General features: G+C 66.4%; 12 protein-coding genes. 9 read left to right on the plus strand and 3 right to left on the minus strand.

All coding sequences use genetic code 11. The features are described from left to right. Nucleotides 1-206: hypothetical protein (locus QMZ25_RS08320; RefSeq protein WP_283219440.1), on the plus strand; the 206-nt coding region annotated here is incomplete at its 5' end. Here the strand turns inward: QMZ25_RS08320 and QMZ25_RS08325 are convergent. Then, a complete protein-coding gene (locus tag QMZ25_RS08325) occupies nucleotides 194-874 on the minus strand; it encodes a GyrI-like domain-containing protein (RefSeq protein ID WP_065181125.1) in 681 nt (226 codons plus the stop codon). The genes QMZ25_RS08320 and QMZ25_RS08325 overlap by 13 nt on opposite strands. Nucleotides 875-1,217: 343 nt before the next feature. Here QMZ25_RS08325 and cyoA point away from each other — a divergent pair, with 343 nt between their 5' ends. The 4 genes from cyoA to cyoD are packed head-to-tail and all read left to right on the plus strand — an operon-like array spanning nucleotide 1,218 to nucleotide 5,234. Beyond that, entirely contained in the window at nucleotides 1,218-2,258 is a 1,041-nt protein-coding gene (cyoA, locus tag QMZ25_RS08330) for a ubiquinol oxidase subunit II (RefSeq protein WP_053518989.1), read from the plus strand. A 2-nt stretch (nucleotides 2,259-2,260) separates the two neighbouring features. After that, complete coding sequence (gene cyoB / locus QMZ25_RS08335; protein WP_053518988.1) at nucleotides 2,261-4,258, plus strand: cytochrome o ubiquinol oxidase subunit I; 1,998 nt, start codon at nucleotides 2,261-2,263, stop codon at nucleotides 4,256-4,258. Then, entirely contained in the window at nucleotides 4,255-4,893 is a 639-nt protein-coding gene (gene cyoC, locus QMZ25_RS08340; RefSeq protein ID WP_065174633.1) for a cytochrome o ubiquinol oxidase subunit III, read from the plus strand. Before cyoB ends, cyoC begins: the two co-directional genes overlap by 4 nt. Next, on the plus strand, nucleotides 4,893-5,234 hold the full coding sequence (cyoD, locus tag QMZ25_RS08345) for a cytochrome o ubiquinol oxidase subunit IV (RefSeq protein WP_053518984.1): 342 nt from the start codon (nucleotides 4,893-4,895) through the stop codon (nucleotides 5,232-5,234). The genes cyoC and cyoD overlap by 1 nt, the downstream gene beginning before the upstream one ends. Nucleotides 5,235-5,349: 115 nt before the next feature. Here the strand turns inward: cyoD and QMZ25_RS08350 are convergent, their stop codons facing one another. Continuing rightward, nucleotides 5,350-7,407 (minus strand): bifunctional diguanylate cyclase/phosphodiesterase, encoded by a 2,058-nt coding sequence (locus tag QMZ25_RS08350; RefSeq protein WP_283219441.1) that lies wholly within the window; start codon nucleotides 7,405-7,407, stop codon nucleotides 5,350-5,352. Nucleotides 7,408-7,556: 149 nt separating this feature from the next. Between QMZ25_RS08350 and radA the strand changes: the two genes are divergently transcribed. From radA to QMZ25_RS08365, 3 genes are all read left to right on the plus strand, one after another. Further along, on the plus strand, nucleotides 7,557-8,933 hold the full coding sequence (gene radA, locus QMZ25_RS08355; RefSeq protein WP_053518980.1) for a DNA repair protein RadA: 1,377 nt from the start codon (nucleotides 7,557-7,559) through the stop codon (nucleotides 8,931-8,933). A gap of 198 nt (nucleotides 8,934-9,131) precedes the next feature. Next, nucleotides 9,132-10,988 (plus strand): ATP-binding protein, encoded by a 1,857-nt coding sequence (locus tag QMZ25_RS08360; RefSeq protein ID WP_283219442.1) that lies wholly within the window; start codon nucleotides 9,132-9,134, stop codon nucleotides 10,986-10,988. A gap of 48 nt (nucleotides 10,989-11,036) precedes the next feature. Next, nucleotides 11,037-13,343, plus strand: coding sequence for a tetratricopeptide repeat protein (locus tag QMZ25_RS08365; protein ID WP_283219443.1), 2,307 nt, complete (start codon nucleotides 11,037-11,039; stop codon nucleotides 13,341-13,343). Between the two features lie 78 nt (nucleotides 13,344-13,421). Here QMZ25_RS08365 and ccsA read toward each other — a convergent pair whose 3' ends face one another. Continuing rightward, a complete protein-coding gene (ccsA, locus tag QMZ25_RS08370) occupies nucleotides 13,422-14,216 on the minus strand; it encodes a cytochrome c biogenesis protein CcsA (protein WP_053518974.1) in 795 nt (264 codons plus the stop codon). A gap of 122 nt (nucleotides 14,217-14,338) precedes the next feature. Here ccsA and ffh point away from each other — a divergent pair, with 122 nt between their 5' ends. Continuing rightward, nucleotides 14,339-15,715, plus strand: coding sequence for a signal recognition particle protein (gene ffh, locus QMZ25_RS08375; RefSeq protein WP_053518973.1), 1,377 nt, complete (start codon nucleotides 14,339-14,341; stop codon nucleotides 15,713-15,715). Nucleotides 15,716-15,784 lie beyond the last annotated feature (69 nt).

Here is a 15,784-nt window from a genome sequence, read left to right on the forward strand (position 1 = left end):
CCCGCTACAGCACCGGCTTTGCGGCGGCGCCGGATCTGGTGTTCGGCAGCAACAGCCAGACGGTGGGCGAGCAGGTGCTGAGCTGGAACCTGGGTGTGACCAGCCGGGCCAGCGAGCGGCTGTCGGTGATGGTCGACTATGTGGGCGAGCGCCGCGACGGCCAGCTGCAGAATGGTGTGCAGCTGGGGCTGGGTTACCGGTTCTGATGCAGGGAGGACGTCCTCGCCCGCCGGGCGGGGGCGTCCACCGGCGGCTCATCCGCCTCTACCGCCCGCACAGGTTGGCGCAGGAGTGTCTTGAGTCGCGAAGGAGCGGTCTTCCGTGGGTCGCTCAGATAGATCTCATGGTGCGGGCCGGCAAACGTGTAGCCCAGCGATGGCATCACCTCCTGGTGCAGCCTCGCGAGTGTCGGGCCTTCATCCTCATAGGGGCCCACGTGCAGCGTTTGCAGGCAGAGACCCTCCTCCAGCCGCTGCAGGCGCAGGCTGGAGGGTGGCGCACCGAGCTTCGCCCTCACCTTCTCCGTTGCCGCAGCGAACCGCGGCGTGTCGACGGCATCCGGGGTGCGGATCATCAGGGTCCAGGTCCATTCGTCCTTGCGGCGGGCGACGAAGCTGCCCGGATCCTCAGCGCTCCACAGCCCCTCCAGCGGCGCAACCACATGGTCCTGTCCCACCGCCTTGAGGGCGAACTTCAACGCATAGCTGACGGAGTAAAGCCAGCGTACGGCCTCGGCGTAGGCGATTGCCGTGTTGGGGTCGCCGCGGCCGTCAATCATCACGAACGGCAGGGAGGGCACTTGGAGCAGGACGAAGTCGCCGGTCGGCGCCCGGTACAGGGTGCGGTCAAGCGTCTTGAAATCGACTTTGCCCATTGGAGCTCTCCAGTAGACGGACAGCATCGCACGCGCGTCAGCATGCCACAGTTCCTGAATGCGTTCATTCGACTTTGCCGAACGAGGGATCCCGGCGTGGCGACACCTGCGGCTGCGATGCTCCGCGCCCCATTGCGCGCACGGTGCGACAACGTGTCGCAGCCAGAATGGGGCCTTTCCTGCGGAGGATCATTGTCAATGCCTTTCTTAAATGGTGGGTGACGGCCTAAAATTGCAAGGCTGACTCGACCCCACCTCCCTGCCTGTCTCCGGACGGGTGGGACCGGCTTTGGCCGGAGCGGGCAGGACGGGGAACGGCATTCCCTCGCAATTGGATCGACCGATGATTCCGTTGAAAACCCTTGGGCGCTGGTTGCGCCCGGGCCTGCTGCTCGCAGTGCTGGTGATGCTCACCGGCTGCGATGCCGTGGCCATCCTCAGTCCGAAGGGCCAGATCGGCCAGGATGAGAAGACCCTGCTGATCACGGCCACCGTGCTCATGCTGCTGGTCGTCATCCCGGTCATCATCATGACCCTGACCTTCGCGTGGAAGTACCGCGCTTCCAACACCAAGGCCCGTTACGAGCCGAAGTGGTCGCACTCGACGGCGATCGAGGTGGTGGTGTGGTCGATCCCCTGCATGATCGTGCTGGTGCTGGCCGTGCTGACCTGGCGCTCCTCGCACGCGCTGGATCCGTACAAGCCGCTGGAATCGGACGTCAAGCCGGTCACCATCGAGGCGATCTCGCTGGACTGGAAGTGGCTGTTCATCTATCCGGAAGAGAAGATCGCGGTCGTCAACGAGATCAAGTTCCCGGTCAACACTCCGCTGAACTTCAAGATCACCTCCGACACGGTGATGAATGCCTTCTTCATCCCGCACCTGGGCAGCATGATCTATTCGATGGCGGCGATGGAGACCAAGCTCCACCTGATCGCCAACGAAACCGGTGAATTCCCGGGCATGTCCTCACACTACAGCGGTGCGGGCTTCGCCAAGATGCACTTCACTGCCTATTCGGTCACCGATGCCGAGTACCGCCAGTGGCTGGACCAGGTCCGCGCCGGTGAGCAGACGCTGGACAAGGCCTCGTTCAAGGCCCTGGGTGAAGCGCGCAATGCCGAGTGGTATCCGGTGACCTACTACGGCCGGTCCGAGGAGGGCCTGTTCGACTGGGTCATCGCCAAGCACATGGGCGACAACAAGCACTACGGCATGAAGCACGCCCATGCGGGCGCCGCTGCCGCCGATGCTGCCAGCCATGAAGGGCATGAAGGCCACGCCCCGAGCGAAGAGCACAAGTCCAAGGAGTCCGGGGAAAACCTGGATGCCACTGAACACGAGCACGCCGGCCACGCCGGTCATGCGGGCTCGGGAGAATGAACATGCTGGGAAAACTCTCTCTTGAGTCGATCCCCCACGATCCGATCGTGCTGACCACACTGGTCGGTGCGGTGCTGGGTGGCCTGGGCGTCGTCGCCCTGATCACCAAGTTCAAGCTGTGGGGCTATCTGTGGAAGGAGTGGTTCACCTCGGTGGATCACAAGAAGATCGGCGTGATGTACCTCATCGTCGCCTTCGTCATGCTGCTGCGCGGTTTCTCCGACGCGATCATGATGCGCACCCAGCAGGCCATCGCCGTCGGTGGCTCCGAGGGTTACCTGCCGCCGCACCACTACGACCAGATCTTCACCGCCCACGGCGTGATCATGATCTTCTTCGTGGCGATGCCGTTGATCACCGGCCTGATGAATCTGGCCGTGCCGCTGCAGATCGGTGCGCGCGACGTCGCGTTCCCGTTCGTCAACTCGCTCAGCTTCTGGCTGTTCGTCGCCGGTGCGGTGCTGATCATGCTGTCGCTGTGGATCGGTGAGTTCGCCGCCACCGGCTGGCTGGCATTCCCGCCCTTGTCGGGGATCGAATACAGTCCAAGCGTAGGCATGGACTACTACATCTGGGGTCTACAGGTGGCGGGTCTGGGTACCACGCTGAGTGGTATCAACTTCTTCATCACCATCCTCAAGATGCGCACGCCGAGCATGAAGCTGATGCAGATGCCGGTGTTCACCTGGACTGCCCTGGTGACCAACGTGCTGATCGTCGCTGCCTTCCCGGTGCTGACCATCACCCTGGTGCTGCTGACCCTGGACCGTTACCTGGGTACGCACTTCTTCACCAATGACGGTGGCGGCAACGCCATGCTGTACATCAACCTGATCTGGATCTGGGGCCACCCGGAGGTGTACATCCTGGTCCTGCCGGCGTTCGGCGTGTTCTCGGAAGTGATCGCCACGTATTCGCGCAAGGCCCTGTTCGGTTACAAGGGCATGGTCTACGCCACCGCCTGCATCGGCGTGCTGTCGTTCATCGTGTGGCTGCACCACTTCTTCACCATGGGTTCGGGTGCCAACGTCAATGCCTTCTTCGGCATCACGACGATGATCATCTCCATTCCCACGGGCGTGAAGATCTTCAACTGGCTGTTCACCATGTTCCGCGGCCGCGTGCAGTTCACCACGCCGGTGCTGTGGACGATCGGCTTCATGGTCACCTTCACCATCGGCGGCATGACCGGCGTGATGCTGGCCATCCCGGCCATCGATTTCGTGCTGCACAACAGCCTGTTCCTGATCGCGCACTTCCATAACGTGATCATCGGCGGCGTGGTGTTCGGCATGTTCGCGGGCATCACCTACTGGTGGCCGAAGATGTTCGGCTTCCGCCTCAACGAGTTCTGGGGCAAGTGCGCGTTCTGGTGCTGGTTCATCGGCTTCTACGTGACCTTCATGCCGATGTACGTGCTGGGCTTCATGGGCATGACCCGTCGCCTGCAGAGCACGGTCAATCCTGCCTATGAGCCGCTGCTGCTGGTTGCTGCTGCAGGTGCCTTCATCGTCGGTGCCGGCATCCTGTGCCAGATCATCCAGGTGGCCGTGTCGATCCGCGACCGCAAGAAGACCGTCGACCTGACCGGCGATCCGTGGGATGCCCGTACGCTGGAGTGGGAAACCTCTTCGCCGCCGGCGTTCTACAACTTCGCCACGCTGCCGGACGTCACCGAGCTGGACGATTTCTGGGAGCGCAAGCAGCGCGGTGAGGCCTGGCCGAAGCCGGCGAAGTACACCGACATCCACATGCCGCGCAATACCGGCACGGGTGTTGTCATCGGTGCCTTCAGCCTGGTGTTCGGCTTCGCGATGATCTGGCACATCTGGTGGCTGGCCATCGTCGGCTTCGTCGGCATGATCGCCACGTTCATCTACCGCACCTTCGACCAGGACGTGGACTACTGGGTCCCGGCCGCCGAGGTGGAACGCATCGAGAACGAACACCGCAAGCACCTGGAAGCCCAGGGCCTGGTGAAGTCGGAGCTGAAGGCATGAGCACCAATACCTCGACCCTGAGCCACGGGCACGCCGCGCATGCGGCGGCCCATGGCCATGACGACCACGAGCATCACGACACCGGCGGCAACACCGTCTTCGGTTTCTGGGTGTACCTGATGAGCGACTGCCTCATCTTCGCGTCGCTGTTCGCCACCTATGTGGTGCTGGCCGGCGGCACCGATGGTGGCCCCGGTCCGAAGGACCTGTTCGAACTGTCGTTCGTGGCCTGGGAAACCGCGCTGCTGCTGACCTCCTCGCTGACCTTCGGTCTGGGCATGATCGCCCTGCACCGCAAGCAGGTGGGTCAGATGTACCTGTGGCTGGCAATCACCTGGCTGCTGGGCTTCGGCTTCATGTGCATGGAAGTGTGGGAATTCCAGCACCTGATCCACCAGGGCTATGGTCCGGACCGCAGTGCCTTCCTGTCGGCGTTCTTCGCCCTGGTCGGTACCCACGGCCTGCACGTCAGCGCCGGCCTGCTGTGGCTGCTGGTGATGTTCGTGCAGCTGAAGAAGTACGGCCTGACCCCGACCAACAAGACCCGCATGGCGTGCCTGAGCCTGTTCTGGCACTTCCTGGACCTGATCTGGATCGGCGTGTTCTCCGTCGTCTACCTCAATGGAGCGCTGTAATGGCACATGACAACCACGCACACGATCATGGCACCGGTGGCGAAAGCCACGGCAGCGTGAAGTCGTACCTGATCGGCTTCGTGCTGGCAGTGGTGCTGACCGTCATCCCGTTCTGGATGGTGATGTCGGGCGACTTCTCCCGCACCGTCAACGGTGTGGTGATCGCGATCACCGCCGTGCTGCAGATGCTGGTCCACCTGGTGTTCTTCCTGCACCTGGACCGCTCCTCGGAGAGCCGCTGGAACGTCAACGCTGCTGCCTTCACCATCGTGGTGATCGGCATCATCGTGGTCGGCACCCTGTGGGTCATGCACAACATGAACGTGCATATGATGCACTGACGTCCCCGCGACGTTGCCACGCAGAAAGGCCGCCCCCGGGCGGCCTTTCTGTTGTCGGGTGGATGGGGTCGGATCCCATGTTGCAGGCGAGGGCTCCGACCTCGCACGACGGGCCTCACCCCACCTTGCGCAGGAACTCCTCGGCATCCATCGGCCGACCCAGGTGGTAGCCCTGCAGCTGGTCGCAGCCCAGTTCGCTCAGATACTCGCGCTGGGCCTGGGTCTCCACGCCCTCGGCCACCACCTGCAACTGCAGCGTACGGCCCAGGGCGATGATCGAGGAGACGATCGCGGCGTCTTCGGCATTGCGTTCCAGGTCGTGCACGAAGGCCCGGTCGATCTTCAGCTCGGTGGCCGGCATGCGCTTGAGGTAGAGCAGGCTGGAATAGCCGGTGCCGAAATCGTCGATGGCGATGTGCACGCCCATCGCGGTGAGATCGTTGAGAATCGCCAGGCTCGCGTCGACATTCTTCATCGCAGTCGTTTCGGTGATCTCAAGCGTCAGCAGAGGCGGATCGATGGCGTGTCGTTCCAGCGCCGCACGCACGCTGGCCAGCAGCGTCGGCGAGGCGAACTGCAGGGGAGACAGGTTGACCGCCATCGTCCAGCCGCGATGGCCGGCATCATGCCACGCACGCAGCTGGGCGCAGGCGCGATCCAGCACCCAGTCACCGATCGGCAGGATCAGCCCGCTGCGCTCGGCGATCGGGATAAACACGTCCGGTGCCAGCAGGCCCAGTTCCGGGTGCTGCCAGCGCAGCAGCGCTTCGGCGCCGCTGGCGGGGGCATCGGCGGCGGGAAATTTCGGCTGGTAGTGCAGCACCAGTTCGTCCCGGGCGATGGCCTTGCGCAGATCCTGCAGCAGCCGCAGCTGGCGGTTTGCACTGAGCTGCATCGAGGGAGTGAAGAACGTGTAGCCGTTCCGGCCGGTGTCCTTGGTGTGGTACATGGCTGCATCGGCGTGGGCCATCAGCTCGCGTTCGTTGCCGGCGTCGTCCGGGTACAGGGCGATGCCGAGGCTGGCGCTGACCTGCAGCTCGGCTGCGTCGAGAATGAAAGGCTCGCTGGCCGCGGCGATGATGCGCTCTGCGACGACCACGGCGTCATCCGGGATGTCGATCGCCAGCACGATCACGAATTCGTCCCCGCCCAGGCGCGCGAAGGTGTCCTGCGGTCGCAGCAGGCCGCCGATGCGTTGCGCGACGGCGACCAGCAGGCGATCACCCAGTTGATGACCGTAGGCGTCGTTGACCGCCTTGAATCCGTCAAGATCGCAGAACATCACGGCCACCGCGTGCTGGTGCCGGCAGGCCTTCTCGATGGCCTGTTCGATGCGGTCCTGCAGCAGCATGCGGTTGGGCAGCTGGGTCAGCGGGTCGTGCAGCGCGGCCTGGATCAGCCGGTTGTTGGCGTGCGCGAGCGAATCGGCCAGCAGCCCGGTGCGGACCCGCATCTGGCGATCGAACAGGGAGGCCACCAGCGCGATGCCAAGCGTCGCCACGGTGGTGACGATGACCAGTACCGCCAGCCAGCGGGCATCGATGCCGCCGTTGACCACGGCACCGCAGATGCTGCCGTCCGCGAAGCGTGCGGCGGCCATGCCGGTGTAATGCATGCCGACGATGGCCAGCCCCATCACCAGCGAGGCGAGCAGGCGCAGGCGCAGCGTGTTGCGCTGCTCGGTGCGCAGGCGGAAGGCGATCCACAGCGCAGCGCCGGCTGCGCCGATGGCCACCAAGATCGATGTCGCGAACCATCCTGGGTGGTAGTCGATGCCGGGCTGCATGCGCATGGCGGCCATGCCCAGGTAATGCATGGCCGCGATGCCGGTGCCCATCAGCACCGCACCGGCCAGCAGCCGCCGTCGCGGCAGGCTGGGGCGGGAGACCAGCCACAGCGCATAGGCCGATGCACCGATCGACACGGCCAGGGAGTAGAGGGTGATGGCCAGGTCGTAACCGATCGGGATTGGCAGGTCGAACGCCAGCATGCCGATGAAGTGCATCGACCAGATGCCCAGGCCCATCGCGGCGGCGCCACCAGCCAGCCACCAGCGGGCGACGCGTCCCTGCGCGCTGGCGACACGCCCGGCCATGTCCAGGGCCGTGTACGAAGCAAGAATGGCCACCAGCAGAGAGATGGCGACCAGGCTCTGACTGTAACTTCCAGTCATGTTGAATCCAGTGGGAAAGGGAGGGGCGCCCGCAAGGCGCACGCCCGCGACCCCTATCGGCGCAGGTGGGCGGTACTTGAGCGGTCGCAGCACCTGCGACCGGGCTCGGCTATCCTGCCACGCCCGTCCCCGCCGCAGGAAATTCCCAGATGGCAAAAGCCCGCACCGCCTACGTCTGCAATGAATGCGGCGCCGAGTACAGCAAATGGCAGGGCCAGTGCACCGAGTGCAATGCCTGGAATTCGCTGTCGGAAATCGTCCTGGAAAGCGCGGCGGCGGCCAAGGCGCCGGCATCGCGGCGGGCCGGCTGGGCGGGCAAGGTCGATCCGCCGAAGATCACCGCCCTGAAGGACGTGGAGCAGACCGAGCATCGCCGGGTCAGCACCGGCATCGGCGAGTTCGACCGCGTGCTCGGCGGCGGCCTGGTGGAGGGGGCGGTGGTGCTGGTCGGCGGCGATCCCGGCATCGGCAAGTCGACCCTGCTGCTGCAGGCGGTCGCCAGGATGGCGGCCGAGCTGCCGGTGCTCTACGTCACCGGCGAGGAGTCTTTGGCCCAGGTGGCCGGTCGCGCGCATCGGCTGGAACTGCCCCTGGATGGCGTCAACGCGCTCGCTGAAACCGGCGTCGAGTCGATCCTCCAGCACGCGGCCAAGGCCGGCCCGCGCCTGATCGTGGCCGACTCGGTGCAGACGCTGTGGACGGAAAGCCTGACAGCCGCACCGGGGTCGGTCAGCCAGGTGCGCGAGAGTGCCGCACGGCTGGTGCGTTTCGCCAAGGAAACCGGCACCGCCGTGTTCCTGGTCGGCCACGTCACCAAGGAAGGTGGCATCGCCGGCCCGCGTGTGCTGGAACACATGGTCGATGCGGTGCTGTACTTCGAAGGCGAAAGCGGCAGCCGCTTCCGGCTGCTGCGTGCGTTCAAGAACCGTTTCGGCGCGGTCAACGAGCTGGGCGTGTTCGCCATGGGCGACAAGGGCCTGAAGGAGGTCTCCAATCCGTCGGCCATCTTCCTGTCCGGTGGCAGTACGCATCAGCCCGGCAGCTGCGTGATGGTGACCCGTGAAGGAACCCGTCCGCTGCTGGTGGAGGTACAGGCGCTGGTCGACGCGTCGCCGCTGTCGAACCCGCGCCGTGTCGCCGTAGGCCTGGAGCAGAACCGTCTGGCCATGCTGCTGGCGGTGCTGCACCGGCACGGCGGTGTGCTGGTGGGCGACCAGGATGTGTTCGTCAATGTCGTCGGCGGCATCCGCGTGCAGGAGACGGCCGCCGACCTCCCGGTGCTGCTGGCGGTGCTGTCGTCGCTGCAGGACCGGCCGTTGGCCGAGAAGACCATCGCCTTCGGCGAAGTGGGCCTGTCCGGCGAGATCCGGCCGGTGCCCAATGGTGAGGACCGGCTGCGCGAGGCGGCCACCCATGGTTTCAGGCGTGCGATCGTGCCGAAGGCCAATGCGCCCAAGGGGGGCTCGGTCAAGGGCATGGAGGTGATCGCCGTGGAGCGCCTGTCCGAGGCGATCGACGCGGCGTGATTCCATCGGAGGCGCGCCGGCGGCCGCGATCCTGTTGAGCCGGGCAACGCGCGTCTGCTTCCCCGGCGAAGGACCGCCGGGCATGGGCCAGACGCTGCAGACGTCAGATGCGGCTACGGTCAGCCTCCCTGTGCTAGTTTTTCCCGCTCGACGAAGGCGCCCTGTGGCGCCTTTCCGCGCCCAGGAGTAAACGATTACATGCAGGACCCCGCGCTTACCGCCCCCGCCGCCGAAATCCGCCGTGCGGGCGTCGACCTCAATGGACTGATGACGGTGCTGGGCAAGCACCTGTATTCCACGCCGATGGTGGCCCTGCGCGAGCTGGTGCAGAACGCGCATGACTCGATCATCCGCCGTCGCATCGAGCAGCGGGGCATGGACGTGCCTTCCCGAATCTCCGTCCAGGTCGACGCCACCGCCGGCGTGCTGCGCATCAGCGATACCGGGGCGGGCCTGACCCGCCAGGAGATCCACGATTACCTGGCGACCGTCGGTGTCGGCTACACCCGTGGCCTGCGCCAGGGCGGCGCCGACGAGGATGGCCTGATCGGCATGTTCGGTCTCGGCTTCCTGTCCGCCTTCGTGCTGGCGCGTCGGGTCAGCGTTCGCACCACCTCCTACCAGACGCCGGAACTCGGCCATCTGTACGTGTCCAGCAATGCCGAGCAGTACACGGTCAGCGAAGTGCCCGCGCGCGAGATCGGAACCGAAGTGGAGCTGGAACTGCACCCTGACTTCCTGCCGCTGGCCAACGAAGCACGCCTGCACGAGGTGCTGGGGCGGTACTGCGCGCTGCTGTCCGAACCAATCTTCATCGGTGCCGCCACCTCGGCGATCAATCCGGAGCCGCCGCCGTGGCGGGTGCAGGGCGAGGTCGCGCTGCACCCGGTGCAGGCGCGCCGGCAGTCCCTGCAGTTCGCCGCGCGTTTCGAGCATGACTTCGAGCCCATCGTCACCCTGCCGCTGCGCGCCGATGGCGTCAGCGACGCCACGGGCCTGTTGTGGGTGCAGGATGGCGCCACCTATGGCACCAGTGACAACCGCAATCTGTCGGTGTTCGTGCGCGGCATGCTGCTGGACGACGATGCACGTGACCTGCTGCCGCCCTGGGCGGGCTTCATCGGTGGCGTGATCGAGTCCTCACGGCTGACGCCCACCGCCAGTCGTGAGGATCTGCAGCGCGATGATCATTACCGCGCCGTGCAGCATGCCCTGCTGGAAGCGTTGATCGATGGCCTGGCCGAGGTCGCACGGCAGCAGCCTGAAGCCTGGCGCCGGGTGCTGGCCCGCCACAACGAAGCGCTGCTGGGCGCGGCGCTGTGTGATGACCGCCTGTTCGAACTGCTGGTGGAGCACGTGCGCGTGCCGACCTCGCAGGGCGATCTGCCGGCCAGCGCGCTGCCGGCACGCGGCGCCGTGCATGTGATCCTCGACAACGGTGGCGGTTTCGAAGAGATGCTGTTCCGCGCGATGGGGGTGCCGGTCGCGCATGGCCATCGTTATGCGGTGGTTCCGTTCCTGCGTCGCTGGGCCCAGGCCAAGGGCCTGCGCCTGGTGGAACTGGGCACCGAGCAGGGCAACCGCGCGCTGTTCCGTACCGATGACAGCCTCGATGAGGCGCAGCTGGCCTGGCTGCGTGAGCAGTTGGGCGATGGTGAGCAGCTGCTGCCGGCGCGCTTCAGTCCGGAGGCACTGCCGGTGGTGGTGGTGCCCGACCGCGAGGCCGAACTGAAGCAGCGGCTGGAGGACGACGAGAACGACAAGCGGGTATCGATGGCCGCGCTGCGGCTGGCCCGCCAGTTCACTGCACGCATCGAATCGCGTGCACCGTCGCGGCTGTATCTCAACCTCGACAACACCGCAGTGCAGGCGCTGCTGCGCGCACAGCGCGAAGGCCACCCGCAGGCCGAAGCGGCCGCACGCCTGCTGCGCTCCCTGAAGATCATCGTCGCCGCGCAGGGCAGGCCCCTGGCGCGGACGACGGCAACCGCAGGCCCCGACCTCAATGGAGCCTTCACCGACATCGCGGGCGCGCTGCAGCAGATGCTGCGCTGACGCCCGCTCTCATCCAGCCTTCGCTAGACAGGAGCACGTAATCCCCTCATGGACATCTGGAACTGGGTAGAAAAACTGCAGGGCGACCTGCGCCAGGCCGGGCAGGCGCAGAACGCGCACCTGCTGAACCGCCTTGCAGACGACGTCAGCGAGCTGCAGGTCGACCGCGTCGATGCGCTGTTGCCCGAGGCGCGTGCGCTGGGCAAGGCGCTGGACAATCCCTGGGTCGATGTCTACGTCGGCCACTGGGCGCTGCGCAACCGCGTGGGCAACCGCGTCGAAGGTGAAAGTGCACTGGGCGAGGCGGTCGCGCTGTTCGAGCGTGCGCATCGCGAGGACACCCTGGAGTGCCCGCAGTCGATCTGCGTGACCCAGGATCTGGCCGCCTGCTACGGCAACATCGACGGCCCCGGCTGGGTGCCCGAACGGGTCGAGGTCTGCGACGAGACCCTGGCACGCATCGATCCGAGCTGGGCCTGCTTCCAGTGCCTGAGCTGCGAGAAGGCGGACGCGCTGCTGGACGACGATCGGGGCCAGGAGGCGCTGGATTACCTGCAGGCACAGGCCGACGCGATCGAGGCCTGCGGCAAGGAGGTGTTCGACAGCTTCCCGGAGATGCAGATCAAGATCCTTCTGGGCCTGGGCCGCGCTGAGGAAGCGCTGGCGCTGATCGAAAAGCGGGAGGCCGAGGTGGTCGCGTCGGGCGAGTATGAGCCGGCCAACTGCACCGTGCCGCGCCGCCTGTCCAAGGCCTGGGCGCTGGCACAGCTGGGCCGCGACGAAGAAGCGCTGCAGCAGATGGTGCCGTGGAGCGAGCTGACGCCGAACTACTGGAGACTGTGGGCGAACACCGCCGCCGCGTTGTGCCGGCGCGATCCGGCGCGCAACACCTGGGACCTGGGTACGCGCTTCAACACCATCATCGAACATTTCGCCCGCGTCGGTTCGCACCGGCTGTTGATCGAGGTGGCTGCACTCAGCCTGGAGCTGGCGCTGCAGCGGGGCGCGCGCTGGGTGGCGCAGCGGCAGCTGGGCCTGGCCCGTGCCCACCTTCCGCAGCTGCGCCAGGACCGCGGCGCGTCCGCGCTGGTGGCCGCCCTGGCTGCACGCGTGGAAAGCCTGCCGGAGGTCGCGCCGTTGCCGGTGCCGGCCACGGAGCTGCTGGCGTGGCTGGAAGCGCGCGGGGAGCAGAACCACTCGCGCGATCCCGAGCAGGAGGCGCAATGGTTGCTGCAGGCCCACGCACAGTGTCCCGATGATGAGCCGTTGGCCGACACGGCGGCTTCGGCGCTCAATGCCTGCGGCGCGCAGGCCGAAGCACGCGCACTGCTGTGGGACTTCGTGGCGGCGCATCCGCAGCACGATGGTGCCGCGGCCTACACGCTGATGCGGTGGCTGGCCGAACAGGGCGATGACGCCGGCCTGCGCCGGTTGGCGGATGTCTTCCGCGACAGCGTGCCGGTGTTCGCCCACTGGTGCGAGGTGCAGCGCGCGCGCCGGGTGTCCGACTGGCCGGCGTTGGAGCTGGCCGCAAAGGCGCTGCTGGAGCTGTCGCCGGGATCGCATGGCGCGCGTGGCACGCTGGCCCGCATGTACATGGAGACCGGACGCTTCAGCGATGCCCAGGCCTGCTACGCGCAGCTGATCGAACTGCTGGAGGAGCCCAATGCCGCGCATTGGGACCACATGAGTGCCGCCAGCGCCGCGCATGACTGGGACGCCGTGCGGCGGTCGGCGGCGGCGATCGGCATGGAACTGTCCAGCACCGAGGGTGTGGTCGAAGAGCCGTGGGGCTGGGTGATCATCCGCAGCGAGGAAGAGGGCGAGCCGATGGAGTACTACGCCCGGCGCAGTGGCCCGGTGACCGCCCGCATCGTCGAGAACGCGCCGGCCAACCGCGCCCAGCAGGTGGGTGACTGGGTGGTGTTCGACGCGGCGCTGGTGCATCCGGCACCGGAAGACGAGGAGGCACGCGAGCACTTCATCCCGACCTACGCACAGGTGCATGTGCTGGAGCGTGGCGGCTTCGCCCGCAGCTGGCTGATCGACGGCGCCCATCCGGGTGAGGACGCCTGGAATGCCTTGGTCGAGGCGGTGGAGGCGCAGGGCTGGAAAGTCTGGGCCCACAGCCGTCCCGACTACACCGTGACCGACCCGGAGGCCGAGGATGGCACGCTGCCGGGGCTGCTGTTCACCATCGCCCAGCCTCAGGATCACGCACCGCTCGCGCTGCACCGGTTCCTGCAGCAGGCCACCGCCGGCTGGGCACATTCGCTGTGCTGGCTGCGCCTGGCCGAAGCCTGCGACCAGGATCGCCAGCCGCATCTGGACCTGATCGAGCGGTACGGCCTGTAGGCACGCCTCGCTCGCCGGGCATGGCCCGGCGCTACTGCTCTGCGCCGCCGGGCGATGCCCGGCGGACCTGTCATCCGATCAACGGGAGTGTCCGAACACCAGCTCGATCGCGAACTGGCTGCCGAAGAAGGCCAGCAGCAGCAACAGCATGGCCGTCAATGTCCAGTGCACCGCCTTCACCCCGCGCCAGCCGTAGCGGCGGCGGCCGATCAGCAGCACGCCGAAAACGATCCACGACAGCACGCTCAGTACGGTCTTGTGCACCAGCTTCTGTGCAAGCAGGTCATCGACGAACAGGACGCCGGTGACCAGGGTCAGCGTGAGCAGGGCGAAGCCCACCGCGATGACCCGGAACAGCAGCGCTTCCAGATCGGCCAGCGGGGGCAGGGCGCGCAGCCAGGGCCGGAATTCGCGGCGGCGCAGCGCGCGTTCCTGCAGCCACAGCATGATCGCCAGCAATGCCGCGATGCTCAGCGTGGCGTAGGCCAGCAGGGCCAGCCAGGCATGGCTGGCCAACCGCCAGCCCAGCACCTTGCTCGGCTCGTGGCCATAGCCGTGATAGGCCAGCAGCAACAGTGCCGCGAGCGGAAACACCACCACGCCCAGCGCGGACATGCGGCCGCGTGCACCCACCAGCGACGTCAGCCAGGCCATGCCCAGGCCGACCAGCGACAGCGCCGCGAAGAAATGCATGTCCGGCCCGCCGTTCGTGCGCATCGCCACCATCACGTGATAGCCGCCATGCAGCACGATGGCTGGCAGCGCCGGCCACAGCCAGGCGGGCGAACCTACGGCACCATCGCGGCCGAGCGCGCGCACCAGCAGGACGCTGGCGGCCAGGTAGAGCAGGACGGCGATGAGAACGATTGTCATCGTGGCAGTTTCGCATACCCCCGGGGTGCTGGCGACGGCCGCCGTGTCGCAGCCCGGGAGCAGGGGCGGACCGGCTATACTGTGTGCCTTATTGTCCCCCGTTTTCAGACAGGTCGCACCGCATGTTCGAGTCCCTGACCCAGCGCCTTTCCGGCACCATCGAGCGCCTGCGCGGCCGTGGCCGCCTGACCGAGGAGAACATCCGCGAGGCCACCCGCGAGGTCCGCATCGCGCTGCTCGAGGCCGATGTCGCGCTGCCGGTGGTACAGGCGCTGATCGAGCGCATCAAGGTGCGCGCCGTTGGCCAGGAAGTGTTGAAGTCGCTGACCCCCGGCCAGGCGCTGATCAAGGTCGTCCGCGACGAGCTGACCGCGGTGATGGGCGCTGAAGCCAGCGACCTGAACCTCAACGTGCCGGCGCCGGCCATCATCCTGATGGCGGGCCTGCAGGGCGCCGGCAAGACCACGACCGTGGGCAAGCTGGCCAAGCACCTGAAGGAAAAGCGCAAGAAGAAGGTGATGGTGGTCTCGGCCGACGTCTACCGTCCTGCGGCGATCGAGCAGCTGAAGACCCTGGCCGAACAGGTCGGCGTGCTGTTCTTCCCGTCCAGCGCCGACCAGAAGCCGGAAGCCATCGTCCGCGCCGCCATCGACGATGCGCGCAAGTCGTTCGTCGACGTGCTGCTGGTCGATACCGCCGGCCGCCTGGCCATCGATGAAGCGATGATGGCCGAGATCAAGGCCCTGCACGCAGCGGTCAACCCGGCCGAGACTCTGTTCGTGGTCGATGCCATGACCGGCCAGGACGCGGCCAACACCGCCAAGGCCTTCGGGGATGCGCTGCCGCTGACCGGCGTGGTGCTGACCAAGACCGACGGTGACGCCCGTGGCGGTGCCGCCCTGAGTGTGCGCTACATCACCGGCAAGCCGATCAAGTTCGTCGGTGTCAGCGAAAAGCCGGACGGCCTGGATGTGTTCCATCCGGACCGCATCGCCAGCCGCATCCTGGACATGGGCGATGTGCTGTCGCTGGTCGAGCAGGTCGAGCAGCAGGTTGACAAGGACAAGGCGGCCAAGCTGGCCGAGAAGGTCGCCAAGGGCAAGAAGTTCGACCTGAACGACATGCGCGACCAGCTGGAGCAGATGCAGAACATGGGCGGCATCGGCGGCCTGATGGACAAGCTGCCGGGCCTGGGCAACATCCCGGACCACCTCAAGCAGCAGGTCAGCCAGGGCAAGGAAGTGCCCCGCATGATCGCCATCATCAGTTCGATGACCAAGAAGGAACGGCGCAACCCGAACCTGCTCAACGGCTCGCGCCGCGCGCGCATCGCCAAGGGCTCGGGCGTGACTCCGGCCGACGTCAACAAGCTCATGAAGCAGTACATGCAGATGGAAAAGATGATGAGCAAAATGGCCGGCGGCGGCATGAAGGGCATGATGCGCAGCATGAAGGGCATGATGGGCGCCATGGGTGGCCGCGGCATGCCGTTCCGTTGATCAACATCGGGGGCGGAACCTGTTCGGATCCGACCCCGCCTGCAACGACTGGCGTATGCTGGGCGGCGA

This window comes from Stenotrophomonas sp. RS-48 (assembly GCF_030053245.1).
In the GTDB taxonomy this organism is placed as follows: Bacteria; Pseudomonadota; Gammaproteobacteria; order Xanthomonadales; family Xanthomonadaceae; genus Stenotrophomonas; species Stenotrophomonas maltophilia_P.

Coding starts and splice junctions, on each gene's coding strand:
- ccsA (WP_053518974.1), bottom strand. CDS start 14,216: ATGACAATCGTTCTCATCGCCGTCCTGCTCTACCTGGCCGCCAGCGTC.
- cyoC (WP_065174633.1), top strand. CDS start 4,255: ATGAGCACCAATACCTCGACCCTGAGCCACGGGCACGCCGCGCATGCG.
- QMZ25_RS08325 (WP_065181125.1), bottom strand. CDS start 874: ATGGGCAAAGTCGATTTCAAGACGCTTGACCGCACCCTGTACCGGGCG.
- ffh (WP_053518973.1), top strand. CDS start 14,339: ATGTTCGAGTCCCTGACCCAGCGCCTTTCCGGCACCATCGAGCGCCTG.
- cyoA (WP_053518989.1), top strand. CDS start 1,218: ATGATTCCGTTGAAAACCCTTGGGCGCTGGTTGCGCCCGGGCCTGCTG.
- QMZ25_RS08365 (WP_283219443.1), top strand. CDS start 11,037: ATGGACATCTGGAACTGGGTAGAAAAACTGCAGGGCGACCTGCGCCAG.
- cyoB (WP_053518988.1), top strand. CDS start 2,261: ATGCTGGGAAAACTCTCTCTTGAGTCGATCCCCCACGATCCGATCGTG.
- radA (WP_053518980.1), top strand. CDS start 7,557: ATGGCAAAAGCCCGCACCGCCTACGTCTGCAATGAATGCGGCGCCGAG.
- QMZ25_RS08360 (WP_283219442.1), top strand. CDS start 9,132: ATGCAGGACCCCGCGCTTACCGCCCCCGCCGCCGAAATCCGCCGTGCG.
- QMZ25_RS08350 (WP_283219441.1), bottom strand. CDS start 7,407: ATGACTGGAAGTTACAGTCAGAGCCTGGTCGCCATCTCTCTGCTGGTG.
- cyoD (WP_053518984.1), top strand. CDS start 4,893: ATGGCACATGACAACCACGCACACGATCATGGCACCGGTGGCGAAAGC.